This is a genomic window from Streptomyces sp. WM4235 (genome assembly GCF_001279725.1).
Classification (GTDB): domain Bacteria; phylum Actinomycetota; class Actinomycetes; order Streptomycetales; family Streptomycetaceae; genus Streptomyces.
Window position 1 is genome coordinate 1 of the sequence record NZ_LGDE01000326.1, and the last position, 26,723, is coordinate 26,723.

At 70.4% G+C, this 26,723-nt stretch carries 23 protein-coding genes and 2 pseudogenes; 15 read left to right on the top strand and 10 right to left on the bottom strand.

Annotation, left to right across the window (positions count from 1 at the left end):
• Positions 1–112: 112 nt before the first annotated feature.
• Entirely contained in the window at positions 113–1,159 is a 1,047-nt protein-coding gene (locus ADK55_RS20785; RefSeq protein WP_053680874.1) for a ketoacyl-ACP synthase III family protein, read from the bottom strand.
• Positions 1,160–1,354: 195 nt separating this feature from the next.
• On the opposite strand from ADK55_RS20785, the gene ADK55_RS20790 reads away from it, so the two are divergent.
• Positions 1,355–1,786: a nuclear transport factor 2 family protein gene (locus tag ADK55_RS20790; protein ID WP_053680876.1), complete on the top strand. Its 432-nt coding sequence runs from the start codon at positions 1,355–1,357 to the stop codon at positions 1,784–1,786.
• Between the two features lie 84 nt (positions 1,787–1,870).
• On the opposite strand, the gene ADK55_RS36600 is transcribed toward ADK55_RS20790, so the two are convergent.
• Positions 1,871–2,419, bottom strand: a complete 549-nt coding sequence (locus ADK55_RS36600) for a TetR/AcrR family transcriptional regulator (protein ID WP_199826588.1) — start codon at positions 2,417–2,419, stop codon at positions 1,871–1,873.
• A 125-nt stretch (positions 2,420–2,544) separates the two neighbouring features.
• Between ADK55_RS36600 and ADK55_RS20800 the strand changes: the two genes are divergently transcribed.
• The 6 genes from ADK55_RS20800 (at position 2,545) to ADK55_RS20825 (ending at position 9,293) form a co-directional block, all read left to right on the top strand.
• Entirely contained in the window at positions 2,545–3,984 is a 1,440-nt protein-coding gene (locus tag ADK55_RS20800; protein WP_078999207.1) for an MFS transporter, read from the top strand.
• A 202-nt stretch (positions 3,985–4,186) separates the two neighbouring features.
• Positions 4,187–5,224: a 3-oxoacyl-[acyl-carrier-protein] synthase III C-terminal domain-containing protein gene (locus tag ADK55_RS20805; RefSeq protein ID WP_053680879.1), complete on the top strand. Its 1,038-nt coding sequence runs from the start codon at positions 4,187–4,189 to the stop codon at positions 5,222–5,224.
• A gap of 68 nt (positions 5,225–5,292) precedes the next feature.
• Positions 5,293–5,952 (top strand): UbiX family flavin prenyltransferase, encoded by a 660-nt coding sequence (locus ADK55_RS20810; protein ID WP_053680881.1) that lies wholly within the window; start codon positions 5,293–5,295, stop codon positions 5,950–5,952.
• A gap of 10 nt (positions 5,953–5,962) precedes the next feature.
• The gene (locus ADK55_RS20815) at positions 5,963–7,432 is read left to right on the top strand and encodes a UbiD family decarboxylase (RefSeq protein ID WP_053680882.1); all 1,470 of its coding nucleotides are present in this window, start codon (positions 5,963–5,965) and stop codon (positions 7,430–7,432) included.
• Complete coding sequence (gene fabG / locus ADK55_RS20820; protein ID WP_199826589.1) at positions 7,429–8,217, top strand: 3-oxoacyl-ACP reductase FabG; 789 nt, start codon at positions 7,429–7,431, stop codon at positions 8,215–8,217. The genes ADK55_RS20815 and fabG overlap by 4 nt, the downstream gene beginning before the upstream one ends.
• Entirely contained in the window at positions 8,214–9,293 is a 1,080-nt protein-coding gene (locus tag ADK55_RS20825; RefSeq protein ID WP_053680884.1) for a 4'-phosphopantetheinyl transferase family protein, read from the top strand. Before fabG ends, ADK55_RS20825 begins: the two co-directional genes overlap by 4 nt.
• Here ADK55_RS20825 and ADK55_RS20830 read toward each other — a convergent pair.
• From ADK55_RS20830 to ADK55_RS20855, 6 genes are all read right to left on the bottom strand, one after another.
• The gene (locus tag ADK55_RS20830; RefSeq protein WP_053680886.1) at positions 9,265–9,882 is read right to left on the bottom strand and encodes an RNA polymerase sigma factor; all 618 of its coding nucleotides are present in this window, start codon (positions 9,880–9,882) and stop codon (positions 9,265–9,267) included. The two genes, ADK55_RS20825 and ADK55_RS20830, sit on opposite strands and share 29 nt — an antisense overlap.
• A 65-nt stretch (positions 9,883–9,947) precedes the next feature.
• The gene (locus ADK55_RS20835) at positions 9,948–11,084 is read right to left on the bottom strand and encodes a beta-ketoacyl synthase N-terminal-like domain-containing protein (RefSeq protein ID WP_053680888.1); all 1,137 of its coding nucleotides are present in this window, start codon (positions 11,082–11,084) and stop codon (positions 9,948–9,950) included.
• Positions 11,081–12,304 carry a beta-ketoacyl-[acyl-carrier-protein] synthase family protein gene (locus tag ADK55_RS20840; protein ID WP_053680890.1) on the bottom strand — a complete coding sequence of 408 codons (1,224 nt, stop codon included), beginning with the start codon at positions 12,302–12,304 and terminating at the stop codon, positions 11,081–11,083. Before ADK55_RS20840 ends, ADK55_RS20835 begins: the two co-directional genes overlap by 4 nt.
• Positions 12,297–12,572 carry an acyl carrier protein gene (locus ADK55_RS20845; protein ID WP_053680892.1) on the bottom strand — a complete coding sequence of 92 codons (276 nt, stop codon included), beginning with the start codon at positions 12,570–12,572 and terminating at the stop codon, positions 12,297–12,299. The genes ADK55_RS20840 and ADK55_RS20845 overlap by 8 nt, the downstream gene beginning before the upstream one ends.
• Complete coding sequence (locus ADK55_RS20850; RefSeq protein ID WP_078999209.1) at positions 12,569–13,930, bottom strand: NAD(P)/FAD-dependent oxidoreductase; 1,362 nt, start codon at positions 13,928–13,930, stop codon at positions 12,569–12,571. Before ADK55_RS20850 ends, ADK55_RS20845 begins: the two co-directional genes overlap by 4 nt.
• Positions 13,927–14,820 (bottom strand): alpha/beta fold hydrolase, encoded by an 894-nt coding sequence (locus ADK55_RS20855; protein WP_159041499.1) that lies wholly within the window; start codon positions 14,818–14,820, stop codon positions 13,927–13,929. The genes ADK55_RS20850 and ADK55_RS20855 overlap by 4 nt, the downstream gene beginning before the upstream one ends.
• Before the next feature lie 456 nt (positions 14,821–15,276).
• Here ADK55_RS20855 and ADK55_RS20860 point away from each other — a divergent pair, with 456 nt between their 5' ends.
• The 7 genes and pseudogenes from ADK55_RS20860 to ADK55_RS20880 all read left to right on the top strand — a co-directional run bounded on the left by ADK55_RS20860 (position 15,277) and on the right by ADK55_RS20880 (position 19,908).
• Positions 15,277–15,978: an AfsR/SARP family transcriptional regulator gene (locus ADK55_RS20860; RefSeq protein ID WP_234350172.1), complete on the top strand. Its 702-nt coding sequence runs from the start codon at positions 15,277–15,279 to the stop codon at positions 15,976–15,978.
• An 84-nt stretch (positions 15,979–16,062) separates the two neighbouring features.
• A complete protein-coding gene (locus tag ADK55_RS20865) occupies positions 16,063–16,665 on the top strand; it encodes a ScbR family autoregulator-binding transcription factor (RefSeq protein ID WP_053680898.1) in 603 nt (200 codons plus the stop codon).
• Positions 16,666–16,810: 145 nt separating this feature from the next.
• Positions 16,811–17,272: an ester cyclase gene (locus tag ADK55_RS20870; protein ID WP_063839584.1), complete on the top strand. Its 462-nt coding sequence runs from the start codon at positions 16,811–16,813 to the stop codon at positions 17,270–17,272.
• A 119-nt stretch (positions 17,273–17,391) separates the two neighbouring features.
• Positions 17,392–17,581 (top strand): annotated as a pseudogene (locus ADK55_RS41010) (RHS repeat-associated core domain-containing protein); the annotation flags it as partial.
• Between the two features lie 210 nt (positions 17,582–17,791).
• Positions 17,792–18,820, top strand: coding sequence for a MerR family transcriptional regulator (locus ADK55_RS20875; RefSeq protein ID WP_234350173.1), 1,029 nt, complete (start codon positions 17,792–17,794; stop codon positions 18,818–18,820).
• Positions 18,821–19,012: 192 nt separating this feature from the next.
• Positions 19,013–19,187, top strand: a pseudogene (locus ADK55_RS41015) (IS982 family transposase); the annotation flags it as partial.
• Positions 19,188–19,404: 217 nt separating this feature from the next.
• Complete coding sequence (locus tag ADK55_RS20880; protein ID WP_053680902.1) at positions 19,405–19,908, top strand: hypothetical protein; 504 nt, start codon at positions 19,405–19,407, stop codon at positions 19,906–19,908.
• A 238-nt stretch (positions 19,909–20,146) separates the two neighbouring features.
• On the opposite strand, the gene ADK55_RS20885 is transcribed toward ADK55_RS20880, so the two are convergent.
• Positions 20,147–22,780 carry a M4 family metallopeptidase gene (locus ADK55_RS20885; RefSeq protein ID WP_234350174.1) on the bottom strand — a complete coding sequence of 878 codons (2,634 nt, stop codon included), beginning with the start codon at positions 22,778–22,780 and terminating at the stop codon, positions 20,147–20,149.
• 370 nt (positions 22,781–23,150) lie between these two features.
• Here ADK55_RS20885 and ADK55_RS20890 point away from each other — a divergent pair, with 370 nt between their 5' ends.
• Positions 23,151–24,167 (top strand): helix-turn-helix domain-containing protein, encoded by a 1,017-nt coding sequence (locus tag ADK55_RS20890; RefSeq protein WP_053680905.1) that lies wholly within the window; start codon positions 23,151–23,153, stop codon positions 24,165–24,167.
• A 208-nt stretch (positions 24,168–24,375) separates the two neighbouring features.
• Here ADK55_RS20890 and ADK55_RS20895 read toward each other — a convergent pair whose 3' ends face one another.
• Positions 24,376–26,361, bottom strand: a complete 1,986-nt coding sequence (locus tag ADK55_RS20895) for a bifunctional metallophosphatase/5'-nucleotidase (RefSeq protein WP_053680907.1) — start codon at positions 26,359–26,361, stop codon at positions 24,376–24,378.
• Positions 26,362–26,723 lie beyond the last annotated feature (362 nt).

Below are 26,723 nucleotides of genomic sequence, written 5' to 3' on the forward strand. Positions count from 1 at the left end.
ATCCGCTCACGCGCGGTCAGCTTGCCCTTGGCATGCTGCGCCTCGGTGGCGCGGTCGCTCGGCCCGCGGCGGGCCACGTCACGCAGGGAGTGCAGCTCGCTGATCCGGTTCCTCATCGTCCGTCCCCCCATCCGTCCGCGAGCTGCTGGACCACGAGACACGACCAGGTGAAGCCGCCGCCGCCCGTGAGGACGAGGGCGTACTCGTCCGGCGCCAGCCGGTCCCGCGCGCCGAGGTCCGCGAGGTTGGCGAACAGGTCGCCGCAGCCCAGGTGCCCGGTTCGTGCGCCGAGGCGTAGTGGCTCCACCGCCAACAGCTCCCGGATGGCCGGGAGGTACATCAGCTCGAGGACCTTGGGGCCGAGCCGGGGCAGGGCGACGCACCGGATACGCGGGTCGTCCGGGGGCAGACCCGCTTCGGACAGGGCTTGCAGCACTACCGTGCGCACGGCTTCCGGGCCGGTCTTGGCGAACCGGGCCATGCCGCCCGCCTCCAGGAACGCCCGTTTGGTCCGGCGGATGTCGACGGGCCGGCCGTGCGCGAGCGGCGCGGGACTGAACGCGTCCGCGCCGCGGTACATGGACTCCATCTCGGGGGCGGCCAGCACGGCGTGGGCCACCAGGCGCAGCCCGCGCCCGGACCGTCCGAGAACGGCGGCGGTGCCGCCGTCCCCGTAGGCGACCTGGTAGTCGCCGAGCCAGCGGTCGAAACCGGCGGGGTCGAACCGGTCCGCGGTGGTGATCAGGGCAGTGCTGAGCGAAGGATCAGCGGTGAGGTGGGCGGCGGCGGTGTGCAGGGCCATCGCTCCGGCGTGGCACATCTGCTGGATGCCGAAGGGGATGGCCGCCGAGGCTCCCACGCGGTCGGCCACGTAGTGGGCCGGGGACCAGAAGTCGTGGCCCTGGTGCCAGATCCAGTTGTGCAGCAGCAGGCCGATGTCGCCGGCCTCGACCCCTGCCAGGGCCAGGGCCTTGAGCCCGGCCGATACGGCCATGTCGGGCGCCGACTTGTCGTACGAGACCGGTACTTCGACCACTCCGGCCGCTTCCGGGCCGTCCGGGTCGAGGACACCGTCGGCCACCAGGGCGTACGCGCTCTGGGTGGTGTCGGGCAGCCAGGTCGCGGCCGCCTCCACCGTCAGGCCGTCGCTGAAACGCATCGCGGGTTCTCCTGTCCTGGGCTTCGCCCATCGCCGCGCCGGCCCTTCCTGGGTCGTCGCATTCCGACAGACCGGCGGGGCGGGGCCGCAGATACACCGGCTTCGGGTGTACGCGGGACGGCTGCCCGGGGCTCTGTGAGAGGGGGCTCCGTCCGAGCCCCGGCGGAGAGCCATCGAGCGAGAAGGGCAAAAGTCATGGTGTCGAGGACGCGTACGGCGGCTGAACTGTGGGACGGCTGGCTGGAGATGTGGAACGAGGATCCGGGCGCCGCACACAAGATCATCGGTGCGGAGTACCGGCTTCATCTGCCCACCACCGGGGCGACGATCGACCCGGACACGATTCGGGACCCGGGCGCGATGGCCGACTGGGTCGCCGGCTTCACGGGCAAGTTCGAGGGACTGCGCTACGAGACGGACCTGGGGCCGGTGGTCGACGGTGAACTCGCGGTGTGCCGCTGGTTCGGCACCGCCACCTGCCTGGGGCGGACCGGGTGGCCGTCCGACGTGCCCGGCAAGCGGATCACCTGGGTCGGCGTCGACATCCTGCGCATCGTCGACGGCTGGATCGTGGAAGCCTGGACGCAGGGAGCGGAGACCGACGAGCGGCCGCCGTCCGCCGTGTGAAGCAGGGGGCGGTCGTCGGCCGCCCTCTCATACCGGGGGGCGGCCGACGACCGCCCCCCGGGGGGGCGGGTGGCGCGGATCGCGTCAGCCCGCCCAGCTCTCCACGGGGAGCGAGGCGACGCACGCCTTGGCCCAGGGCTCGTCCAAGTTCCACAGATCCATGGCAGCCATGTCATTCAGCATCATACCCAGGGCAAGGAACCGCTTGACGGTGACGTCATCGGCTCCTGAGTTCTTCTGGATGGCATTCCACATGCGCCCGAATCCGTTTTGGACGGCCGCGCGGATGTCCGGGTCGTCGGATGCGGCGAAACCATGCAGCTGGATCAGCAGAAAGAGCCGGTCGCGCACCAGGGAGCGGTATCGGTCACCCATCGCGACGAGGGCATCTACGCCGGTCAGGCCGTCGGCTGACTGGTCGAAGGACGCCACGACCAGGTTGAATGAGTTTTCGACGACAGAAATGAAGAGCCCTTTTTTCGTATCGAAGATACGAAAAACGTAGGGCTGGCTGATTCCTGCCTTCCGGGCGATCGTTTCCACTGAAGTTCCGTAATAGCCCCCATGTGAGAATTCCTCGGAGGCGATTTGCAGAATTTGTTTGCGGCGCTCGCCGCCCGTCATTCGTTCCATGGCCACATGAAACCACGCGACGGGCGTAAATGTGACCCGTGGTGGGAAGGCGGCCCGTTGACTGAGTAGTTAGTCACTGCTACCTTGCAGCACGTAGCCCGCCCAGCGAAGGGAAGAACGAAGAGATGACTCAGACCGCAGGGGACGCGGTCCCCACGAAGACCGTGGCGCCGCCACCCGAGTCAGCGGAGGCCCGGCGCCACCGCAAACTCGTCTTCCTCGTCGTGTGCGCCGGCTTCGTCATGTCGAGCCTCGACATGATGATCGTCAACGTCGCGTTCCCGGCCCTGGAGGAGGACTTCCACGGCACGACCGCGGCGGCCCTGTCCTGGACCCTCAACGCGTACTCGATCGTCTTCGCCGCAGCGCTCGTGCCCGCCGGCCGGCTCGCGGACCGTTCCGGCCGCAAGGGCGGATTCCTGCTCGGGCTCGGCCTGTTCACCCTCGCCTCCGCGCTGTGCGCCGCGTCGCAGGGAGTGCCCATGCTGGTGGCCGCCCGGGTGCTCCAGGCCTTAGGCGCCGCCGCCATGGTCCCCACCTCGCTCGGTCTGCTGCTGGCCACCTATCCGCCGGAGCGGCGCGCCGGCGCCGTGCGGGCCTGGACGGCGGTCGGGGGTGTGGCCGCGGCGCTCGCCCCGATCGTCGGCGGCGCCCTGGTCAACCTCGACTGGCGGTGGATCTTCCTCATCAACCTGCCCTTCGGCATCGCCGCACTGCTGGTCGGCCGACGGGTCCTGCCCGCCGACGCACAGCCCGAACGCGGCCCGCTGCCCGACCTGCTCGGTTCGGTCCTCATCGTCATCGCGGTCGCCGCCGCCTCGCTGGCCCTCATCAAGGCGCCCGAGTGGGGCTGGAGCTCCGCACGTGTACTCGGCTGCTTCGCGCTGACCGTCCTCGGCCTCGCCGAGTTCTTCCGACGCTCCGCCCGGCACCCCAACCCCGTGGTCGCGTTCTCGCTGTTGCGGGTGCGGTCCTTCAGCCTGGCGAACACGACCGCGCTGGTCTTCAACTCCTGCTTCGGCGCGATGCTCTTCTCCTTCATGCTCTGGTGTCAGAACGTGTGGGGCTACTCCGCGCTGGAGACCGGGCTCGCCCTCGCCCCGGGCACCTTCCTGATGCCGGTCATGGCCATGGCCACCGGCCCGCTCGTGAGGAAGCTCGGCGCCGCCACCGTCGTCATGCTCGGATGCGCCCTGCTCGCCGCCGGTGTCCTGTGGTGGGGCATCGCCGCGCAGAGCGAACCCGACTACGTCACCATGCTGCTGCCCGGCGCCCTGCTGACCCCGGTCGGCACCATTCTCGGCACCACCGCGCTGGTCGGCCTGGTCACCAAGGACCTGCCCCCGGCGTCCTTCGCCACAGGGTCCGCCGTCAACATGATGGTCCGTCAAGTCGGACTCGTCATCGGCATCTCGGTGTTCATCGCCGTGCTCGGCACCCCCGGCCCCGGCGCCGCCACCCTGGAGGCCTTCCGCCACGCCTGGTTCATCGCGGCCGGGATCGGCATCCTGGCCCTGCTCGTCAGCCTGCCGCTCGCCAAGCGAACCGAGGCGGACGCCACCTGAAGCCGCACGGCGCGGCGTGAACCCGCGCCGCGCGAGGCTGCCCACCGACCGCCGCCTGGAGCCCGGAACCCCCGCCGGACTCCAGGCGGCTTCGCCGTGTTCCCCACCGGCCGGCGAGTCCTTCGACGCCGCCTGTATCCACGCGGTCGGCGACCGGCTCTGTACGGGCGTAAACCAGCGGCAGGCGGAGGGAAACCCGGTAATGAAGTTCGAGGGCGGACTGGGCGTGAAGGCGGTCACCACCTGGCTGCCCAGCACCACACAGACCACGAGGGACCAGGTCGCCGCGGGCCGCCTCACCCCGGAGCGCGCCCGGCAACTCGGTGTCACGGAACTCCCCGTGACCCCCGACCTGGCCGCACCCGAGATGGCGGTACGGGCGGCCCGCAGAGCCCTCGACCGCGCGGGATGGGACCCCGCACGCATCGGCTTCCTCGCCCATGCACGGGTCTTCCACCAAGGGCACGAGAAGTGGTCGTACGCCCACTACATGGCGAACGAACTCGGCCTCCCGCCGACAGCGCTGCCCTTCGGTATCGAAGCCCTGTGCACCGGCGGCGCGACGGGGCTGCTGGTGGCCGCCACCCAGCTCCTGGGCGACCCCTCGCTTTCCGGAGCCCTGGTCACGACCGGCGAGCGTTACCACGCCCCGGCCTGGGACCGCTGGAGCATGCACTCCGACATCGGATACGGCGACGGTGCCACCGCCGCGCTCCTGCACCGGCGCGACGGCGGTCCGGACGACCTGCACCTCCTGTCCCTGACCCACTCGACGGCCGGCAGGCTCGAAGGCATGGAGCGCGGTGACCGGCCCTTCTCCCAACTGCCGATGCAGGACCGCACGACCTGGGAGACGAACGTCGAGCGCAAGGCGTTCTACGAGGCCGTGGGCAAGGACGCCTTCCCCGAGGAGGCGCGCGTCCACGTCCGCGCCTCACTCGACCAGGCCCTGGACGAGGCCGGCCTGCACCCGCACGACCCGCGCATCCGGCTGTTCACCATGCCCCGCATGGGTCCGCGCCTCGTCGACGTGATGTACGGCTCCCTCGCGGGCGTGCTCAAGGCCGAGACCGTGCTGCTCGGCGGCAGGACGGGACACCTGGGAGCGGGGGACATGCTCGCGAACATGGCGGACATCGTCAGCCACCGCATGCTCCGGCCCGGGGAGTTCGCGGTGGTCGCCGGAGCGGGCGGCGGCTTCACCTGGTCCACCGCGGTCGTCCAGGCTCCCGAGAAGTGAGCACACCGGGCATCGAGCCCGCGTCGGCATACCCCGCGAGCAGCCCTCGCGGGCAGGAAGGCACACACATGAACCACACGTCGTACCCGCGCGGCGCGCACCGGATGGTGGTGGGCATCAGCGGAGCCACCGGCATCGCCTACGGCATCCGCACCCTCCAGGTCCTCAGAGCGGCCGGCATCGAGACGCACCTCGTGATGTCGCGGTCCGCGCGGCTGACGCTCTCGTACGAGAGCGACCTGACCACCGCTCAGGTGCAGGAACTCGCCGACTTCCACTACTCGCCCGAAGACGTCGGCGCGCCCATCGCCAGCGGATCCTTCCGGACCCGGGGAATGATCGTGGCCCCCTGCTCCGTGAAGAGTCTCGCGCAGATAGCCGTCGGCACCTGCGACACCCTGCTCGCGCGGGCCGCCGACGTCACCCTCAAGGAGCGCAACCGGCTCGTCCTCATGGTCCGGGAGACCCCGCTGACCCTCACCCACCTGCGCAACATGACGACCGTGACGGAGAACGGCGGCATCATCGCGCCGCCGGTGCCGGCCTTCTACACCCGCCCGGAAGGCCTTGAGGAAGTCATCGACCAGTCCGTCGGCAGGGCCCTGGACCTGTTCGGAATCGACTCCGAAACCTTCCCGCGCTGGGGCGAGCCGGCCGTACCGGCCAAGGACGCCGCCCCCGCGCCGACCACCACGCGACCGCTCGCGCAGAGCGCCGTCCACGTCTGAGGAAGCACACATGACCAAACACCTGACGAGCCTGCGCGACCACCTCGCCGCCCTGGCCGAGCTGGGAGACGTGCGTGAGCTGCACACCCCCGCCGACACCCACCTGGAGATCGGGGCCGTCATCCGGCGCAGCGCCGAGAACCGCGACCCGGCGCCGCTGTTCACCGCGGTCAAGGGATACGCACCCGGCTTCCGGGTCCTGGGCGCCCCCGCCGCGCTCAGCTCGGCGCCCGGCGCCCCCTGGGCCAGGGTCGCCCTCTCGCTCGGCCTCGACGCCGCCGCCCACCCGCTGGACATCGTCGAGGAGCTCGCCGCGGCGCGCGGCCGGGAGCCCATCGCGCCGGTCGTCGTCGACCGGGGCCCCTGCCAGGAGAACGTCCTGCTCGGCGAAGACGCCACGCTCGACTCCTTTCCCGTACCCCTCATCCACGACGGTGACGGCGGGCGCTACATCAACACCTGGGGAGCGATCGTCGTCCGCACCCCCGACGGCAGTTGGACCAACTGGTCCATCGCACGCGTCATGATGATCGACGGCCGTCGGATGGCCGGCATGGTCCGGCCGCTCCAGGACGTCGGGAAGATCTTCAAACTGTGGCGGGACCGCGGCGAACCCATGCCCTTCGCCCTGGTCCAGGGCGCCGAACCGGCCGTTCCCTTCGCCTGCGGCATGGGGCTCCCCTCCGGAACGGACGAAGCCGGTTACCTCGGCGCCCACTTCGGCGAGCCCCTGGAACTCGTGCGCTGCAAGACGGTCGACCTCGAAGTACCCGCCACCGCGGAAATCGTGATCGAAGGCCACGTCTCCCTCGACGAGACCGCGCCCGAGGGACCCATGGGCGAGTACGCGGGCTACCTCACCGGCAAGGCGAACCCCTGGCCGGTCTTCCACATCAGCGCCATCACCCACCGCGACGACCCGATCCTGCCCGTCGTCTCGGCCGGGAAGCCCGTAGAGGAGGACCACACCGCGGTCGGCACGACCTACTCCGCCGAGGCCCTGCACCAGCTCCGCGCGGCCGGGCTCCCCGTCACCGCCGCCTGGATCGTGCCGGAGACCGCCATCAACCTGCTGGCGGTCACCGTTCCGCGCGACTGGCGCGAGCGCTCCGCGTTCACCAGCACCCGCATGCTCACGCGCGCCATCGCCCATCTGGCACTGCGCCCCAAGGTCGGATACTGGGTCACCCGGATCATGGTCCTCGACGACGACATCGACCCCACCGACCTGCGCGACCTGATGTGGGCCTTCCACACGCGCAGCCATCCCACACGCGGCCAGATCCTCATCGAGGACCAGAAGGTCACCCCGCTGCACGTCGTCTACTCGCCCGCCGAGCTCGCCGAAGGCGGCCCGAAGGTCGCCTACGACTGCCTCCTCCACCCCGACGAGGACAAGCGCGCCCGCAGCACCGCGTTCAAGGACAACTTCTCCGCCGACATCCAGGCCCGCGCCCTCGCCATCTGGGAGAACCGATGACCGAGACGAACACCGTCACCCGTCCCACCACTCACGGCGACCAGGAGGCGCCACGGCGCCTGGTCATGGTCAGCGGAGGGACGCGCGGCATCGGCCGCGCCGTCGCCGTACACCTCGCCGGCGAGGGGTACGACATCGCCTTCTGCGGCAGGTCCGCCTCGGCGGCCGCCCGGGAAACGGCCGAACCGGTCCGCGCACAGGGCGCCTCCGTCTTCCACGAGCCGTGCGACGTGGCGGACCACCAGGCCGTCGAGACCTTCGTCAAGCGGGCCGAGGGCGAACTGGGGCCGGTGTACGGCCTGGTCAACTCGGCAGGAATCGTCAAGGACAACCACCTGGTGATGATGCCCGTCGACGACTGGGCCTCGGTGATCGACACCAACCTCACCGGAACGTTCAACTTCTGCCGGACCGTCGGTTTCGGCATGCTCAAACGGCGTGCGGGGGCGATCGTCAACATCTCGTCTGTGGCCGGCGTCTACGGGCATGCCACACAGGCCAACTACGCCGCGTCCAAGGGCGGGGTGAACAGCCTCAGCCGCACCCTCGCCAAGGAGCTCGCCCGGCACGGCATCCGGGTCAACGTCGTGGCCCCCGGCTTCATCGAGACCGACATGACGGACGACCTCAGCGACAAGGCACGCAAGGAAGCCCTCGCCGCGGTGCCGCTGCGGCGCTTCGGCACCGCCCGGGAAGTCGCCGACCTCACGGGCTTCCTGCTGTCCGACAAGGCGTCCTACATCACCGGACAGATCCTCCAGGTGGACGGGGGCGTGGCACTTTGACCACTCCGTACCCGGCGGTGCGCCCCGGCGAGCTGCACCTGTGGTGGCTCACCGTGCCACCGGCAGGTACGGACACGGAGACGGCCGCGCGGCTCCTCGACCCGCAACAGCGGGAACGCGCCGCGCGGCTGAACCGGCCACTGCACCGGCACCGCAAGATCATGGCTCACGCCGGCCTGAGGGTACTGCTCGCCGGCCACCTGGGTACGCGGCCGTCCGAGGTCCGGCTGCGCCGGGCGGCCTGCCCCGCGTGCGGTGGACCGCACGGCCGCCCCTACGCGGCCGGCGGGCACGGCCTGGAGTTCTCGATGGCACACGCGGGCGACGGGGTCCTGTACGCCTTCGCGCGGGGCCCCGTCGGAGTGGACGTGGAATCCGACGCGGTCCCCGCGCGCACCGCGCGTACCGTCGCCGGGTGGCTGCCGGCCGCCCAGCGACGCGGGCTGGACGTCCTGCCCGAGCCCGACCGGCTCCGCGCCTTCCTGGGCTGCTGGGTCCGCACGGAGGCCTACCTGAAGGGAATCGGAACGGGGCTCGCGCACGGCGTCGGAGCCGCGCAGGACGCGTCGGCGGACCCCGCGTGGCACTTCGTGGACGTCGAGGTGCCCGAGGGCTTCACCGCCGCCGCAGCCGTGTCGGATCGCGCCCTGCCGATGCCGGCCGGTACCTCCCCGGCCCACCTGCGCACCCTTACCCGTAGATTGACCTCGGCGTCCATCATCGCGGCCGCCGAGCCGGCCCGAACACGAGAGGGGCGCGCGATGCGCGACACCGATCCCGGCGGACGTGCGGGGCCGCGCGAGAGCGCGGGCGAGCACCAGAACCCGCTGCCGGACGAACTGCGCACCGCGGTGGGCCGACCGCCTCGCGCGCTCGTCGCGGAGATCGCCTCGTGGCCGGCGCCGCGCAGGTTCGCCGCGCCCGAAGCCGACGAACCGGCCGACGACGAGCGGACCCACGCCGTGCGGGCCGACGCCGTGCGGGCCGACGACGAACCGGCCGACGACGAGCGGACCCACGCCGTGCGGGCCGACGCCGGAATTCGCCTCACACCGCGGCCTCGTACGCGTCGCTGAAGCCGTGCCTCTTGCGCAGCTGTTCCTCGAGGCGGCGCAGCGCGCGGCCGCGCAGCGGACCCACCGAGCCGCGGGCGATCCCGAGCAGACGGCTGACCTCGTCGTACCCCGGGGCCGGATCCGCGCTCAGGAGGGCCAGGAGTTGCCGGTCACGCTCGGGCAGCTCCGCGAGCGCCGACAGGACCTCGGCACTGCGCTCCCGGCTGAGCAGGGCGTCCTCCGGCCCGGGGTGCGCGGTGGCGGGACGTTCCAGGCTGCCCGTGTCGCCCACGGGAACGTACCGTCCCGCACGGTCGTACTGCTTGAGGCTCTCCCGGCGCGCGCAGGTGGTGAGCCAGGCCGGGAACCGCTCCGGCGTGTGCATCCTCGGCAGGCTCTGGTACACCCGCATCCAGGTCAGTTGGAAGACCTCCTCACAGTCGGCCGGGCTGAGCCGGTGCGAGCGGGCCACCGTCCACACCACCGGGGCGTAGCGCTCGACGAGCGCCGCCCACGCCTGCTGGGAACCGGACAGGCACGCGGCGACCAGCTCACCGGGGCCAAGAGCTCCGGCGGCCGCGTCCGCCGGGCGCATTCGCGTCGAAGACATGGGTTCCTTCCTGGGGAGTGCGGGCAATGTGCGCGAGGTGGTGGCGGGCGCCCGGCCGGGTGCGGTCAGCCGAGGGGTTCGGCCGTGTCGATGACGGCGCAGCCCACCAGGCCGTCCCCGGACAACGAGGTGACGACCGCCGTGCCGCCGCGCGTGCGGCCCTCGCGCTGCCACAGACCGAGGACCGCGGCGATCTGCAGGACCCCGTCGGCGCTGAAGCACTCGCCGACCGTCTCCTTGACACGAACGACCTGTCCGGGCAGTGCTCCGCCCAGGGCCAGCCCCAACGCGCGTTCCTCGACCCGGTCCAGGCCGGTCCGGCCGGTGCATCCCAAGGAGACCGTGGTCACCTCGTCCGGGTTCTTGCCGCTGCGCCGCAGCGCCGCGCCGACCACCGACGCCAGACCCTCGGCGAGGCCGTGCCGCGGTGCGAAGCCGGTCTCGCACGCCAGTACCCGAGCGAGCGCAGGCCGCCCCGCGGCGAGCGCCGCGGCCTGCGGCTCCACCACGAGCACCGCGGCGCCCTCACCCACGGGAGCCTCGGCGTCGAGCGCCCCCGACCGGTGCCAGCCCCACGCGCCCTGCGCGCTGAATTCCTCCACGCCGCCCACCAGGAGACGGTCGGCGTGCCCCTGGCGCAGCGCGTTGCGCGCGTAGCGCAGTGCCTGGACCCCGGCCAGATGACCGCCGGCCAGCGTGGCGTTCACCCCGCGCAATCCGTGCCGGATGGCGATCTGGCCGGCCGCGCAGTTCATCACGGTGTTGGGGAACAGACTCGGGTTCACCAGGTAGGGGCGCTCCTGACTCAGGGTCTCCATCGAGTACTCGCTGGAACTGCGGATGCTCCCCGTGCTGGTGCCGAGCACGACACCCGTGCGCTCGCCCATCGGCTCCGCCTGCGCATCAAGCGCCAACCGGCAAGCCACCAGGCCGAGTTGAGTGGTCCGGTCGAAATGACGCACGCCCTTGCGGCCGATCAGTTCGGCGGTCCGCAGATCAGGTACGGTCCGCACCGGCCGCGGCGGCGGGGTCTCGTCGCCGGGAACCTCCTCGGCATGTCCCGCAATGCCGTCCCCCACGGCCCGCCCCAGGGCCTCGAGTCCGAGCCCGGCGGGCGTCGCCACGCCCACCGCGGTGATGGCGAGCGGCAGGACCGCGACGGCGGGGCGGTCCGCGGTCGCTTCGGCGATGGCGGTGCTCATGATGCCCTTCCGAGAATGGTGATGGCGTTGTTGCCGCCGAACGCGAACCCGTGGTTCTGCACGACCCGCGGACTGGCCGGTCGGGCGGAGCCCGCCACCGGGTCGACCCCCGGGCCCAGCGCGGGGTCGACCCGCTCGACACCGGCCGTGGGCGGCAGGAAGCCCTCGTACAGGGCCATGCAGCAGATCAGCGCGCCGAACCCGCTGGCCGCGCCCATGGTGTGGCCGATCATCGACTTGATCGAGCTGATCGGCGGGATCCTGTCGCCGAAGACCTCGCGGGCGGCAGCCACCTCCGTCGCGTCGTTGGTCCGCGTCCCGGTGCCGTGCGCGCAGATGTAGTCGATGTCCTCGGGCGTGACGCCCGCGCTGCGGTGCGCCGATCGGATGCACTCGGCGATGCTGGTCGGGTCCGGGTGCACCATGTGCTTGGCGTCGCAGTTGACGCTGTAGCCGAGCACCTCGGCATAGATGCGCGCCCCCCGGGCGACGGCGCGGTCGTACGGCTCCACGAGCAGTGCGACCCCGCCCTCCGCGGTGAGGATGCCCGAGCGGTCGGCGTCGAAGGGCCGGCAGATCTCCTCGGCGAGGGCGCCCAGGCGGTAGAACCCGGCGTGCGCCCAGCGGTTCAACGAGTCGGCGCCGCCGGCCAGCATGTAGTCGGCCTCGCCGCTCGCCACCATGTCGTACGCGTAGCCGAGCGCGTAGTTGCTGGCCGAGCAGGCGGTGGCCAGCGTGAGCGCCTCCCCCGACAGCCCGAGCTCGCTGTTGACCGCGGCGGCGATCCGGCCCGCCGGAACGGCGCCCACCCGGTCGCCGTCCAGGGATTTCAGCCCGTCCGCCGCCCACTGGGACACGAGTTCCTCGATGACCGCCGACTCACCGCTGGTGGTGCCCATCACGGACCCGGAACGGGCCCCGGCCAGGGCCGACTCGGTCAGATCCGCGTCGGCGACCGCCAGCCGCGCGGCCGACGCCGCGAACTGGGCACTGCGGCCCCACCGCGCGGGTTCGATACGGCGCAGCCACGCGGCGGGGTCGAAGTCGTGCACCTCACCCGCGTGCGTATGAGGGAAGCCGGTGGTGTCGAAACCGGCGATGGGCGAGGTGGTGCGGCGGCCCGCCTTGATGGAGGCGGTGAAGTCGGCAACGCCGATCCCGGCACTGCTCACCGCGCCCAGCCCGGTGATGACGACGCGGCGCGTGCCCGGCTCAGGCATCGGTACCGGCCCCCAGGGAGCGGGTGACCACGGCCCGGACGCCGTCGAGGTTGCCCATCTCGATCAGGGCGTCCTGGGGGATCGTGACGTCCAGGTCCTTCTCGATGCGGGCCAGGATCTCGATGGCGAGGAGCGAGTCGGCGTCGTGGTCGTCGATGAAGCTGCTCGTGTCGGTGAGTTCGGCCTCGTCCAGCTCCAGGACCTCGAGGATGATCTCCCGAAGCCGGCTGTCCTGCTCGGCGGTGAGGATGGTGGTGTCGGCGCTCATGGCGTCCGCCTTTCGTTCTTGGAGGTTGCCGGAAGGGTGGCTGTACGCGAGTGGGGGGCGAGCCCCGCGGCACTGGGCACGGAGGTCGGCCGCGGCAGGTGCGCGGGGGGTGCGGCGCTCGGTCCTCGGTGGCGCAGGTTGACGACCGACGCCTGGGCCAGCGCCACCGGGTTGAGGAACCGCAGTGGTCCGATGAGCCGCGAGGCGAACAGGTGCATGTGGCGGGCCATGGCTTCGTCGCGGGCCGCCGCCGAGAACATCAGCCGCTCGAAGGGGTTGAAGGGCCGGCCCTTGGCGTAGTCGACGGCCAGGTGCTGGTGGCCGCCGAGACCGCGCCGGTGGCGGCGCGCGTAGGCCGTGAGCGCCTGGTCCATGTCACCGCGCCCGGTCGCGGCCGTGGCGGCCGCCTCGGCCAGCCACTGGGCGGACTGCAGGGCCCAGCCGCAGCCGACGCCCCAGAGAGGGTCGCTGGTGATGGCGGCGTCCCCGATGAGCGCGACGCCCGGCGCGGCCGGCCGTCGCGAGTGCAGCGGATAGTTGACGGTGCCGGTGATCTTGGTGATGCGTTCGGCGGAGTCGATGTCGGGCCCGCCGGGCAGAGCACGGACGAACTCGGTGTAGGCGCCCTCCAGATCCTCCCGGAAGGCCGGGAGCCGGTCCTTGCCGGGGATCACCGCGACGACCGTGACTCCGTCGTCGTTCGGCATCGCGTACGCCACGTCCGGCTCCAGGAACCAGGAGTGGGTGATCCCGTCGCGCAGCGGGAGGTTCCGGAAGTGCGCGAAGTAGCTGAACCGCTCGTTCTCGTACGTCCGTGTCCCGACCCCGGCGAACCGGGCGACCGGGGAGTCCTTGCCGTCGGCGCCGACGACGAGGCGGGCCCGAAGTTCGCCCTCACCGTCGGGCCCCGAGACCCGCGCGCCCGCGGTGCGCCCGGCCTCTTGGATCAGACCCGTCACGGTGTGGCCGGTCAGCAGGTCCACGCCCGGGGTCAGGGCGGCGTGGGACCGGATCAGCGGATCGAGGGTGCTGCGCCGGACGTTGTACGAGTAGGGCAGCTCGGGGCCCGACGGCGCGGCCTTCGGTTCGATCCAGCCCCAGCGGGTGTACCAGCGCGCCTCGTTGCGTACGGCGCCGGCCGCCTCCAGAGCGGGTACGAGCCCGAGCTCTTCGAGTACCGGGTAGGAGCAGGGCTGGAGGTAGTGGGTGCACAGCACCTTGTGGGCCGCGGGGTCCGAACGGCGTTCGAGCAGGGCGACGCGTACGCCCCGCCGGGCGAGGAGGATCGCGGCGGCACTGCCGGCGATGCTCGCTCCGCTGATGACGACGTCGTACACGCGGTCTTCGAGCACGGTCATGCGCTGATCGCCTCCTTGTCGTAGTGGTGCAGGGGGGTTACCTCCAGGAAGGCGGTGATGTGCTCGGCGACCCGTACCGGCTGCTCCAGCTGGCAGAAGTGGGTGAGCCCCGGATCCTGGTTGAGCCTGACGTCGGGTATCGAGGCCATCAGGACGTCGATCGCGGCCGGCGGTGCCGACGGGTCGTGCGTGCCGCTGACCAGCAGTACGGGAGCCTGGATGCGGTGCAGCGGAAGGCCGGGGCCGCGCCCGAGCGTGGCGTAGAACTGCAGGAAGCCGTGCGGTTCCACACGCTCGCGGACCTTGCCGATCATGGCCTCGACGATGTCGGCGGGGATCCTCTCGGCGCGCGGGCCCAGTTGGGCGCGCAGGCCGTCGGCGAGCACCCCGCGGAACCGATCGATCGCCTCGCGGAAGAACAGGGCGTCCACGGGCTGGTCGTGGGGCCGGAAGACGGGCGCCACCAGCACCGTGGGGACCGAGGCGCTCGGCGTGCGCCGGGTGAGCAGTTCGAGCTGTGTGGTCGCGCCGAACGAGTGGGCCACCACCGCGTCGGGCCGTACGGGCAGCAGTTCGAGGGCGCGTTCCAGCCAAGCGGTCGAAGCACCCCGATCCGCCCAGAGATGACGCGAACCGCTCCGCCACGGCAGGTCGAGGGCGAACAGGCGGGTGTCGGCCGGCAGGTGCTGCGCGAGCACCCTCCAGTCCTCCCAGCTCTCCTCGAAACCGTGTACGAGGACGACGGTGCGCCCCTGCGGAACGAGCGCGGGACGTCCCTGGGCAGTGAGCGCGGGGCGCTCCCATATGCGCAGGGACTCGCCGTCCATCTCGTGGTCCACGGCCGGCCGCCAGGGGCCGCCGCGCGGTGTTCCTCGGTCTGCCAGTAGCACTCGCCTCACCTTTCGCCATGCGGTCGGACCGGATGGTGAGGACGATAGGGAGCTTTCGAGCCGCCACCGGAGTCCTTCGGAGGTCGCCTGGAGGCCTGAAACAGCCGCTCGGGAGCGGGACTTGAGACAGGCTTCAGCGTGACGATGGGTGGGCTCCAGCAGCGCTGTGCGAGGGCTGGAGTCCGGCGCTGCCGATTTCTTGACCGAGCCTTGGGTATTACCCTTCGGTAACCCTCTCACCTGCGAGAACGCCGCCAAGTTGACGGTTTCATGCCGGAGTTGATGTTTGACAAACCGACCGACGGATTTTTAGGGTCGAAGTGACTGGTAACTAACGACTATCCGGGGGTAAGTCGAATGGACGTCTCAGTACTAGGATCATTTGATGTGCGCATATCAGGGATAAATGCGACACCAACGGCTTTAAAGCCGGCTAAATTGCTCGCGCTCCTCTCCATGAGCCGCAATCAGCCCGTCTCGGTGGCCGAGAGCGTGCAGGAGCTGTGGGCAGGAGACGCACCGCGCACCGCCGGTTCGGCCATCCACACCTACGTCCGCCACCTCCGCGAACTGATCGCGACCGCAGAACCGAAGCTCGACCCCAAGTCCGTGATCTGCACCCGCCCCGGGGGCTACCTGCTCGACCTCGCGCCGGGGGAGGTCGACTCCGAGGAGTTCGGCCGACTGGCCGAGCGCGGCCATCGCGCGGTGAGCATCGGCGATGACCTGCTCGCCTCGAGCCGATTCCGGCAGGCCCTGGTCCTGTGGCGCGGGCCCGTGCTCGCCGATCTGCCGGCCGGCCCCATCCTGGCGATCCGCAAGAAAGAGCTGGAAGAGCGGCGCAGGTCCGCCCTCGACCGCTGCATCAGCGCCGAACTCAGGCTCGGACGCCACTACGAACTCCTGGGCGAACTGGTCGCCCACGCCGCCCATGACCGCACGAACGAACCGCTGCACGCACAGCTGATGCTGGCCCTGTACCGCGCGGGACGCCGGGTGCAGGCACTGGAGGTCTACCGCGAACTGCGACACGAGCTCTCCAGCCGGCTGGGCCTCGAACCGTCCCCCCGCATCCAGGCACTGCACGGGGCGATACTCGCGTCGGACCGCTCGCTGCAGCGCGAGCCGGGCACGCGGAGGGAGTCCCGGACGGCATAGGCCCGAGCTCCGATCGCAGTCGGCGAAGTGACCGGAAGCCGGCCGCGCGCAAGGCCGAAGGGGGAGACAGGAAGTGCGGGGATCATGCAGGAACGAGCCGCCAGGACCCGGGAGCGCCTTGTGCGCGCCGCGGCGGAGGCATTCGACGAACACGGACTCGGGGCGGCGAGCATGCAGGCCGTCAGCAAGTCGGCAGGCGTGTCGAAAGGGGCGCTCTACTTCCACTTTCCGTCCAAGGAGCACTTGGCCGACGCCGTGCGCGGAGCGTGCGGCGACCGGTTCGCGGCGAAGGCTTCCGACCTGATGGAGGCGGGCGAGTCCCCGGTCCAGGTGCTTATGCGCCTGCCGGGGCTCACGGCCGAGTGGCTCGGGCAGGACGTGATCGTACGGGTCGGCCTGCGCCTCGGGCGCGAGCAGCAGAGGGGAGGCCACCAGGACTGCGACGGACGGTACCTCTCCCGCGAACTGCACGACCTGCTCTCCCGGTTGCTGCGCGGCGCGGCGGAGCGGCGCGAGATACGGGACGGCCTTCCGCTGCGGACCTGCGCCTCCCTCCTCGTCGCGTTCCTGTTCTCGCTGGAATGCCGGGCCGAGGAATCGGCATCGAGGGAGGAGCTCCTCGAATCGATCGCGGAGCTGTGGAGCCTCCTGCTGCCCGGTATGGCTCCCGTCGCGGACCGGGAGTAGCGCAGCGCACGCCGTCCGCCTCCGTCCGCCTCCCGTGTATCCGGACGGCACCCGCGGAGCTCTGTCCCTGCGTGAGGTGCCCGCGCCGAGTCCGCGGGCACCCCGGCGAAGAAACGGCGCACGAGAAGGGGCAGGGGTGGACGGGATGAACGCATTCGACACCAAGACGCTGGTGGACCAATGGCTGGCCATGTGGAACGGGGATCTCGCGATAGCCGAACGCATCATCGCGCCGTCGCTGCGCGTGCATCTGCCGGCCTTCGGCATGCCCCCTGAGGAGGGCATCAACGATCCGGAATCGATGGCCCGCTGGATCGGCCTGTTCCGCAGCTCCTTCTCCTCGGCCTCCTTCCGCTGCGAGCTGGGCCCCTTCACCGACGGGGACCACGTGGTCTCCAGGTTCCGCTTCACCGGAACCTGGACGGCGGGCCGCCCGGCGATGGCATCGGCGCCACCCGGCACCGCGGTCAGCTTCGCCGGCGTGGACACCCTGAGGATCGAACACGGGCGGGTCGCCGAGTACTGGCTGACGGACGACCAACTCGACCTGTACGCACAACTCGGCGCGGTCCGCGGCGTGGAGCCCCAACCCGTCAGCCCGGCCTGACCGGTGCCGACCCGCCCCGGTGAGCCCGGGGTGGGTCTCCGGCGAGGCCGGCCGCGATGGTCGAGCCATCGCCGCATCCACCGCGGACCGGCCGGCGCGCGGGAAGCGACGATGAACGTTCCGACCTCGTCGGTGTGCCCACCGAACTTGTCGACGAGTCGGGGGACCTCGCCTGGCGGACCCGTAGCACGCCGTGGGGGACGACGACGTGGGCGACCACGAGCGCGGCGTACACCCCGTTGCGTTTCCCGGGCCAGGTACTTCGACCCCGGGACGGGACTCCACTACAACCTCCACCGCCACTACGAGTCCAAGGGCTCGTGGCCGTAGGCCGCCGGCGAGTGGTGTCGCATGTCGCTGCCCTCGCTCGCCCCGCGCGTGCAAGGCGTGCCTGTTCATCCTGGCGGTCAGCGGAGATCGCGCGCCTCATGCTTCAGTACCTCGGAGGAGGTCTCGGTCGGGGCCCCGCTGGGGAATCGCCTTGAGTCTCCAGTGACTGGAGACAGCAGAGTGGGGGACATGGACGTTACGACCCTCTACTCGATCGGGGAGCTTTCCCGGCGGACCGGCTTGTCTGTGAGGACCATCCGGTTCTACTCCGATTCGGGGGTGGTAGCGCCGACCACCCGTAGTCCCGCCGGCTATCGGCTCTACGACCTCGACGCACTGCTTCGTCTGGAACTCCTCCGCACACTGCGCGAGCTGGGCATGGACCTGACCACGATTCAACGGGTACTGGACCGCGAGGTCTCGGTGGCGGAAGTCGCCGCGGCGCACGCCGACGCCATGGACGTCCAGATCCGAATGCTGCAACTGCGTCGGAGCGTTCTGCGAGTCGTGGCCAGACGCGGGTCCAGTCCCGAGGAGACCGAGCTCATGCACAGGCTCACGCAGTTGTCCGGCGAGGAACGCCGACGTCTGATCGACGATTTCATGGAGGGCACCTTCGGCACCGTGGATGCCGACCCGGGCGCAGTGGCCATGGTTCGCGCTGCCACTCCCGACCTCCCCGATGATCCGACCGGCGAGCAGGTCGCCGCGTGGGTGGAACTCGCCGAGCTGGTCGGCGACGAGGACTTCCGGGCCCGGATGCGCCGGACGGCCGTACGCCAGGCCGCCGGGCGCCCGCTCGACATCGAGCGCGATGCCGGCGAGGAACTGATGGAGTTCACCCGTCAGAAGGTGGCCGAAGCCAGGAAGTCGGGCACAGACCCGCTCAGCGACAGAGCCGCACCCGTCATCGACGACCTCGTGCACCGCTTCGCCGAGGTGTTCGCGCGCACCCCTGACACGGAATTCCGGGACTGGATGGCGCAGCAGTTCGAAGAGGCGCACGATCCCAGGGTGGACCGGTACTGGCAGCTGGTATGGATCGTCAACGGCTGGCAGGTAGTACCGAACCTGATCCCGGTGTACCCCTGGCTCACCCAGGCCCTGCGAAATGACCGCGCCGCATGGTCACCGCAGTGGGCACCGCCCCGGATCCCTGAACGAGTCCAAGGGATCACTCGCGGACATGAGACCAGGTCGTCCAACGTCGATGTGTGACTCACGACCTGGACACCCCCACAACGGCACTCCATGCCCGGATCGACGACGAATTGAAGGCTTCGCCGTGTCCGGCACCGTGGCGGCCTGCCGTCGGAATCACGCCCACGCTCAGTGACGCCGAGCTGATCACACTCGCGGTCATGTCGGCGCTGCTCGGATACACCTCCGAGCGGCGCCGGCTTCGCCGCGTCGATCAATCAGACCTTCAAGGGGCAGCTCAACCTGGAACGGCACGGCGGCGAGAGCCCGGCAGGGGTGTCAGCCCGGGTCTTGTGCCGGATCCTCGCACTCACAGCGGCGATCTGGCACAACGACCAAACCGGACAGCCCGTCAAGCGATCACTCACTGCCCTACGATCACTGATCGCAACGACACCCCTTGGACCCATTCATCCAGGGCTCAAACCCTGCAAGATCCGTGTCTCTCCGGTCGCCTCCGACTGGGCCACCAAGGGCGCGCACATCCACATCCCCTGAAGAAGGGGAAGGAACACGAAGTAGATGGACGACCACAACTGGGGCAACAAGCAGAACCGCTCCTCCGAGATGCGAGCCCTGATCGACAAATTGGAGAACTGGCCGTGACCGGCATCGAATTCCTCGCTTCCTTCATCGCGAGCGGCCGCCTGCACGGGATCGGCATCGGCTCCACCCTCGACGAGGTCGACCGGGCCATCGCACACCGCTTCGTCGATGTCGTCGACGAGGGTGGCGCATCACTTCGCCGCGATTACGGATTCGTCGAGTTCTACTTCAACCCCGGAGAGGAGTGGGTGATGTCCGGCGGGTCGATCGAGTTGCACCGGCTCGCATCCGGCTACGACATGGCGGAGGAATGGGCGCGGACCATGGGCGTCGAGTTCCCCCGCTACGTAGCCTGGGAGGATGTGCGGGACGCGCTCGCCCGTGTCCCCGGAGCCCCGGAATTCAAGGTGACCGACCAGGGCGGCTTCCTCGAATACCGGGCAGCCGCGTCCAACGTCTCCGTCGTCGTCGTGGACGACGACGAGGAGGAGCGGGGCTACCACGTAGGCCACGGGGACGTATGGAGCGTCAGCCTGTGGGCGCCGGTACGTGCGAGGTGATTGCTTGCGGGGCCGCCGCAGTGTGGCGGCCCCGCTGTGTCCGCTGCACCATGCGTCCAACCCCCTGGAACCAAGGCTGACGCTCCGTCCACGGGCCGACCGGCCAGGGGTTCCACCGGTCGTGTGGTGAGCCGACGAGCGCCAGCCAGAAGAAGCCGCTCGCGTGGGGCGGGACGCGAGGAGGCCGGGGGCTCGTGGCGTGTGCCACGAGCCCCCGGCCTCCTTGGAGTGCGTCGGGTCAGCAGCGACCGGCCGGCCGGTCGCGGACGACGAGGTCCGTGGAGCCGGTGGTCGCGTCGATCCAGGCGACCTGGCGGCCGGTGCCCGCCGCCGGGTAGCTCTGTTCACCGCGGTTGCACGAGACCCGGTCCTGGCGGGACCCGTCGGTCGTCAACTGCCACAGCTTGGGCAGCGATTCGTTGCGGTACTGCGTGTCGGGCGTCTGGGCGACGACCGTCAGCGCCTCCTCGGAGACGGTGAGGTCGGAGGCGATCAGCGCGCCGGGCTTGTGCTCGCTGCTGACCATGACGGTCCCGGTGCCGTCCAGCGCCGAGCGCAGGATCGTCATCTGCCCGTCATCGCCCTCGTTGGTGTCACTCAGCCAGAACACGTTGTTCCCGTTGACCCCCGTCTGGCCCAGGCTCACGGCCTCGTCGAGCTGCTCGGCCGGTGTGGTCTTGCCCGAGGCCAGGTCCAGGATCTCCACCCCGAGGCGGTAGGTGCCGTCCTGCGGGTAGAGCTTGGCGTAGGCGAGCTTGTCACCCTTGACGGACGGCAGGGCGGTGATGATGTCCCAGTCCTGGCCGTCCACGAAGACGGGCGCCTTGTCGGCGGGGCGCTGGTAGCCGACGTGCCGGCCGCCGAAGATGTCGTACTCCTCGAAGACGACCACGCCCTTGTCGATGCGCAGGCCCGAGATGCCCGTGGTCGAGCTGTAGAGCTTCTTGACCGGGCCGCCCGCGATCGGACGGGAGAGGATGTCGACGGAAGTGGTGCCGTAGGCCGTCCAGACGGCCGTCTTGCCGTCGGTCGCGGGCGCCGTGTGGAAGCGCCCGTCGTTGGGGCTGATCACCTTCGCCGCACCCTTGCCGTCCATCCGGCCGGCGTAGACGGAGTAGGGCTCGGAGCCGTCGTCGTTGGACTTCGAGACCGTCCACCACCCGCCACCGGCGCCCACACCGCTGTCGGTGGTGTTGAGCTTGCCGAACAGGGAGTCGCTGTCCACGCCCAGGGCCTGCTCCCAGCCGGGAACGATGCCGTGGGCGTTGAAGGCGCGCTTGACCGTGTTCTGTTGGCCGGCGGTGACGCCCATCGACTTCGCCGCGGCGAGTACCGCGTTGCGGGCCTCGGTGAATCCGTCGACCGGAGTCATGTACTCGGTGAGGGCCTTGTAGACGATCTTGTCGGCGAGGGTCCCGCCGAGGTCCTCGCGCATGTCCCACAGCGCGCCGGAGAAGATCGTCGAGTTCAGGTGCACGCCTCCGTTGTCGGTGGCGAAGGAAACACCCAGGAAGCCCTTCGACGTGGTGGCGCCGTCGTTGAGGTCACGCAGAGCGCAGTCGGCGGCCGACTTCGTGCGGCACAGGTTCTCCCCGATCAGGCCCGCGGTGGGGTCGGTCATCGGGATCCCGTTGGCGGTGACGTCGATCGCGTTGCCGAAGTAGTCCGCGAGGGCCTCGTTCAGGGCACCGGACTGACCGGCGTAGACGAGGTTCGCCGTGTGCTCGATGACGCCGTGGGTCATCTCGTGGCCCACCACGTCGGTGTCGGCGGAGAGCGGCTTGTACTCCTTGTCGCCGTTCCCGTACACCATCTTGGCGCCGTCCCAGAAGGCGTTGACGTACGGCATGCCGTAGTACGTCACACCGACCAGCGAGTTGACGGTCATGCCGCTGCCGTCGAGGCCGTCACGCCCGTGGGCGTTCTTGTAGTAGTCGTAGACCTGTCCGGCGTTCCAATGGGCGTCGACGGCCCCGGAGTCCGTCGCCGTGGCGTCGAACTCGGCGGTGGGCGAGGAGAACATCTTGAGGTTGCTGGGCCACTTGCCGGAGGCTTCCGAGACCGACCGGCCGCGGGCGTCCCAGGTCGCCAGCAGGTTCTTGGACGTGCCCCGCATGCGGACGGCATCGGCCATCACGAAGGATCCCGCGGGCTGGTCGTAGGCGATGGACAGCGGGGCCTTGGCGCCGTTCAGCCGGGTGCCCGATCCCGCCTCGGGGAACAGACCGGACGCGTCACCCGTCGGGCCGTCCGCGGCCGGGGCGTCCTTCGTGTCCTTGGCACTCACCGCGTCCGGCGCCGTCATCGTCTTCAGGGCGCTGTACTGGAGTGCCGGATAACCCGACTTGGCATCGACGTACACCTCGCGCACCACCGGCTCCCCGGTGCCGGGCGCGCTGCCCCGCACGGTGACGCGGTAGGCGAGAACACCGTCTCCCTTGGGGAGGACGACGAGCCCCTTGGCCTCACCGGTCAGCGGAGCCTGGGCGGCGCCGTGGCCGGCGCCCTTCGGTGCCTGGCTCTTGCCGAGCACGGCCCCGCCCAGCTGGTGGATGGTGGCGGCCACCGCTCGTTGGACGGCGAGCTCTTGGCCGACCTGCGGGGTGACGTCGGCGGTGAGGCCCGTGAAGTAGTGCCCGGACGTGCCGGTGACCACCCGCTTGCCGTCCTGCTTCTGCATCCGCACCACGTACTGGCCGCCGAGGACCTGCACGCCGTGGTGCTTCTGCTGCAGGCGGACCGTCTCGTCCGCGCCGCTGTTCACCGTCGAGACGGGAGTCAGGTCACTGACCGCCTGCGGGATCTTGTAGCGGCTCTTCTTCGAGGCGAGGTGCTGACGCGCCGCGTCGGCGGGAGCCGCCTTGGCGTCCACGGGTTCACGTATGCCCTCGACCAGGACGGGGGTGGCGGTGTCCCGTCCCGAGAGAATGCCTGACCCTCCGTCAGTGGGGTCCGTGGCCTGCGCGGGTGACACCGTCAGTGTCAACGCGGCGGCCAGCAGAGCCGCGATTCCGGTGCCGGAACGGAGCGATACGCGCCATCCTCTGTCCGCGACTGCGGCCGGTGCCGATGAACGTGTGGCGGGCTTGCGCAAGACGTCTCCTCAACGGTGGGTGCTTGGATCGATGCGTTACGTCACGGTCATGCAAGCCCGCTCCACAGCCTTTGCACAGCCTCCGACGCCCCTCAGAAGTGGCCACGCACACTTGTGGGCACTCTGTGAAGACGCCAGAATCCCCGACATGATCGATACCGACCCGTACAACCCGGGCCTCGGATGGCCCGAGGAGGACGCCCACAAGGCGCTCCTCGTGGCCGGTGCCGGCGATGCCGCTCATCTCGACGCCCTGACCGGCGTGGGCGATCCGGGACCTGACAGGACGCCGGCCCGCCCGACCGGACGGGGCGTCACCACGCCGCTGCCGGGAGAGTCCCCGGAGTCGGCCACCTCACCGGCCACCACCCTTCGGCTGCTGGTCCGACGCCGCCAGGCACTGCTTCGCCAGGAGTCCGCTGAACTGGAGCGCCTGTGTACCTACGCCGACGGACTGGCCGAGCGCCCACACGCCGTCCTCGGGGCGGGGCGCTCGGGCGCGCCCGAGATCCTGTCGGGCGCCGAGGACATCACGACGCGCGTGCGGCACATGCTCGCCGCCGCCCAGAGCGAGGTGCTGATCCTCGACAGACCCCCGGGCACCAGAGGATTACCCGATCCGGCGCCGGACGGCGAGGCGCTCGGGCCCGCCATCGGGGACCTGCTCGACCGGGGTGTGATCGTACGGACCATCTTGGACCGCGAGTGGATGAAGCATCCGGGCCGGCCACAGACCCTGGGCGCACTGACCGAACGCGGCCTTCAGGCCAGGGTGGGCGCCCGCCTCCCCACGAGGCTGATCGTCGTCGACCGCCACAGTTGCCTGCTGCCGCCGTCCACTGCCGGCGACGGCGCGGAAGGGGCACTCGTACCGGGTGGAGCCCTGCTGCGCAGAGCCGTCCTGCCGCTCTTCGAAACCCTGTGGGACCGTGCCACACCGGTCGGCAACCCCGACAGCCATCTGACCGCGCCCCAGCGGGAACTGCTGAGTCTGCTCGCCTCGGGCCTGAAGGACGAAGCCATCGCCCGCCGGTTGGGCGTTCACGTACACACCGCGCGCCGCCGCATCAGCGGCATGCTCGACGACCTCGACGCGGGCACCCGCTTCCAGGCGGGCGCCCAGGCCGCCATCCGCGGCTGGCTCGACCGCGCCGCGGAGGCCTGACCCTCGGCCGACAACTGCCCGGGCCGCCGGGCCCGGTCACGTTGTCGGCGGTGGGATGGGGGACCTTCGCGTCGCCCATGACCGCGAACGCGGCCGGGCGGATTGCCCGTTGGGGCGTGGAGCGTCGATGCCGGGGGTCGAGGGGCGGGGGAGTGCCGTCATCCGGCGGATGGGCCGGCGTCTCGCGCGTACGTGTCCGTGCTGCCCGTCAGCAGGGAGGGTACGGGATGTCTTTCGACCTGGCCGCGGTCACGATCGCCGCCTGGGGCCGGGACATCGGCGTGCCGTCGGAGAGTAGTGGCGCCACCGGGTCCACGATCTCCCCGAGTTCTGATCGCAGCGCGCCGTACGACAACACGGACACACGGTCGGTCGGCGCGGGAGTGAGGGTGCCCGCCTGCCTCACGAACGCCACGAAGCTCTCGAAGTCGCGCTGGTGGGTGAACGGCTCTTCGAAGTCCGTCAGCGCCGGGTATCCGTCCGCTCCGACGAGGGTGTAGGCCAGGGTGGCCAGCCGGTAGCGCTTCGTGAGCTCAAGGCGCTTGCCGTCGATGTGGATGTCGAGGGGATCGACGCGGTAGCCCACGGCGGCGCCGGAGTTGAAGCTGTAGCGCACGTTCTTCGACACGGCGAACGGCGCGTACTGCGTTCCCCCGCCCTCCTTCGTCGTCCACTGTTGCTCCAAGGCGTCGTGGATCTGTTGGCCGGTGACCCAGACGCTGACGATCGGGTCGCCGTAGCCCACGCCGCGCCAGGCGCGGACGAACGGGATCGCCCCGTTCGTGGCCGGGTCATGGACCAGGTCCCCGGCGATCACTGTCTGCCCGACCCGGGGAGCGATTGCCACCAGAGCCAGCTGCGCCGGGATGTTCGGGTGGTGGTTGCCGTTGAAGTTCCTGTCCGTGGGCCGGCTGCCGGCCCACAGCGCCCAGTCGGCGACCAGGTCGCCCATGGTGCTCTCCCCTGCGGCGTTCCGTGCCCGCAGGAACGAGCCGCGCTGCCGGCCGATCGTCGAGTTGGCCCGGGTGGTCGCCTGTCCGTTCCAGTACGAGACGACCTTCTGCATCTCGGGGTCCGGGGCGATGTCGGTCCGCGTGTTGGGGTGGTTGGTCGACACGGTCAGCTCTCGGACCACCTTGCCGGTACGTGGATCCAGCTTCAGGTTGATCTCGTTGATGAGCTGGCCGTGACAGCCGGCCTCCACGAAGGGCCGGGGCACGCCGTTCGGGTCGGGCAGCATCATGTTGAAGCGGGTGTGCCAATGGCCGGTGACGATGACGTCGATGTCGGGCGAGGCGCGGAGGGCGAGGTCGTAGGCCGGGCCCGAGGGGTTGTTTCCGCCGTTGAAGTCGCCGCCCGCGACCGCGCCGTCGTGCATGCTGAGCACGATGGCGTTGACACCGCGCTTCTTGAGGAGAGCGGCCAGCCGATTGACGGTCTGGAGCTCGTCGAGTGTCTTCACGGCGGGCAGGTAGGCCGTGCTGGAGGACTCCGTGCCGATGGCTGTCAGGTGGATGAAACCGACCGGGATCTTCTCCCCCCGGGGACCGTCGACGTGCCTGATGTTGTACGCGGGCAGGATGTCGGCCCCGTCTCCCCGCCATTGCACGTTGCCGGTGTAGAAGGGGAAGTTCGCGCCGCGGAACCGCCGGCCGGTGGAGTCGATGAACGATGTGTCCCGACCCACCACCGGGAAGGGGACGCCCTCCTCCATGTGCTGCGTGATCATGGCCGGTGACTTGTCGAACTCGTGGTTGCCGGCGGTGGAGAAGTCGAGCTTCATGAGGTTGAAGGCCTCGATCGTGGGCTCGTCCGCGAAGACGGCCGCATCGAACTCCCACCCGGAGAAGTTGTCGCCGGGACTGAAGAAGAGGGAGTTCGCCTTGCCGTCCCTGATCCGCTTCAGGTGGGCGGCCATGTAGGCGACGCCGCCGACCGTGTAGGTCTGGCCGCCGTTGCCGTGGATGGTGGCGTCGCCGCCCGGTGCCGCGGCCAGATACCCGTGCAGGTCGGTGATGTTCAGCAACTGGACGTCCACGTGGCCGTCGGCGTCGCGGACGTCCCGGGCGTGGTCCGACGCGTACGCGGGAACGCCGGTCGCGACGGTGGCGCCGACGGCTCCCACGGCAGTGAGGAAGGAGCGGCGGCCGGCTCTGACGTCGTTCCACGACTTGACTGTCTTCGGCAGAGTCATGCTCTGACTATCGCGCGACGATTCCCCGCGAACGAGGCCGTTCGCTCGTTCCCCACAGGTCTTCATCCGCAGGGCGCCGGGCTGCAACTTCCGGTGCCCCTGGAAGTCGGAAACTGCCGCTGCTGGTGCGGTGGTTCCGTCCGATGGTCACGTCAGGCTTGGGGTGACGACGCAGGGTCAGTCGATACGCTGCGTACACGTGTGAATACGTGGAGTACTGTTTCCCTCTCGGAAGTAGGCAGGGCGTTCTGCTCCGGTTGCCCAGGCGGGCTCCCGGTCCGCCTCCGAAGTCGAGGGTGGAAGAGTGAGGGATCAAAGAACACCGGCGTCCGTCCTGGCAGGCGTCGGATCGTGTGTGCCAC

Bases quoted from the DNA above. Each gene is read 5' to 3' on its own strand.
- ADK55_RS20785 (WP_053680874.1), bottom strand. From the start codon at position 1,159: ATGCGTTTCAGCGACGGCCTGACGGTGGAGGCGGCCGCGACCTGGCTG.
- ADK55_RS20790 (WP_053680876.1), top strand. From the start codon at position 1,355: ATGGTGTCGAGGACGCGTACGGCGGCTGAACTGTGGGACGGCTGGCTG.
- ADK55_RS36600 (WP_199826588.1), bottom strand. From the start codon at position 2,419: ATGGAACGAATGACGGGCGGCGAGCGCCGCAAACAAATTCTGCAAATC.
- ADK55_RS20800 (WP_078999207.1), top strand. From the start codon at position 2,545: ATGACTCAGACCGCAGGGGACGCGGTCCCCACGAAGACCGTGGCGCCG.
- ADK55_RS20805 (WP_053680879.1), top strand. From the start codon at position 4,187: ATGAAGTTCGAGGGCGGACTGGGCGTGAAGGCGGTCACCACCTGGCTG.
- ADK55_RS20810 (WP_053680881.1), top strand. From the start codon at position 5,293: ATGAACCACACGTCGTACCCGCGCGGCGCGCACCGGATGGTGGTGGGC.
- ADK55_RS20815 (WP_053680882.1), top strand. From the start codon at position 5,963: ATGACCAAACACCTGACGAGCCTGCGCGACCACCTCGCCGCCCTGGCC.
- fabG (WP_199826589.1), top strand. From the start codon at position 7,429: ATGACCGAGACGAACACCGTCACCCGTCCCACCACTCACGGCGACCAG.
- ADK55_RS20830 (WP_053680886.1), bottom strand. From the start codon at position 9,882: ATGTCTTCGACGCGAATGCGCCCGGCGGACGCGGCCGCCGGAGCTCTT.
- ADK55_RS20835 (WP_053680888.1), bottom strand. From the start codon at position 11,084: ATGAGCACCGCCATCGCCGAAGCGACCGCGGACCGCCCCGCCGTCGCG.
- ADK55_RS20840 (WP_053680890.1), bottom strand. From the start codon at position 12,304: ATGCCTGAGCCGGGCACGCGCCGCGTCGTCATCACCGGGCTGGGCGCG.
- ADK55_RS20845 (WP_053680892.1), bottom strand. From the start codon at position 12,572: ATGAGCGCCGACACCACCATCCTCACCGCCGAGCAGGACAGCCGGCTT.
- ADK55_RS20850 (WP_078999209.1), bottom strand. From the start codon at position 13,930: ATGACCGTGCTCGAAGACCGCGTGTACGACGTCGTCATCAGCGGAGCG.
- ADK55_RS20860 (WP_234350172.1), top strand. From the start codon at position 15,277: ATGAGCCGCAATCAGCCCGTCTCGGTGGCCGAGAGCGTGCAGGAGCTG.
- ADK55_RS20865 (WP_053680898.1), top strand. From the start codon at position 16,063: ATGCAGGAACGAGCCGCCAGGACCCGGGAGCGCCTTGTGCGCGCCGCG.
- ADK55_RS20870 (WP_063839584.1), top strand. From the start codon at position 16,811: ATGAACGCATTCGACACCAAGACGCTGGTGGACCAATGGCTGGCCATG.
- ADK55_RS20875 (WP_234350173.1), top strand. From the start codon at position 17,792: ATGGACGTTACGACCCTCTACTCGATCGGGGAGCTTTCCCGGCGGACC.
- ADK55_RS20890 (WP_053680905.1), top strand. From the start codon at position 23,151: ATGATCGATACCGACCCGTACAACCCGGGCCTCGGATGGCCCGAGGAG.
- ADK55_RS20895 (WP_053680907.1), bottom strand. From the start codon at position 26,361: ATGACTCTGCCGAAGACAGTCAAGTCGTGGAACGACGTCAGAGCCGGC.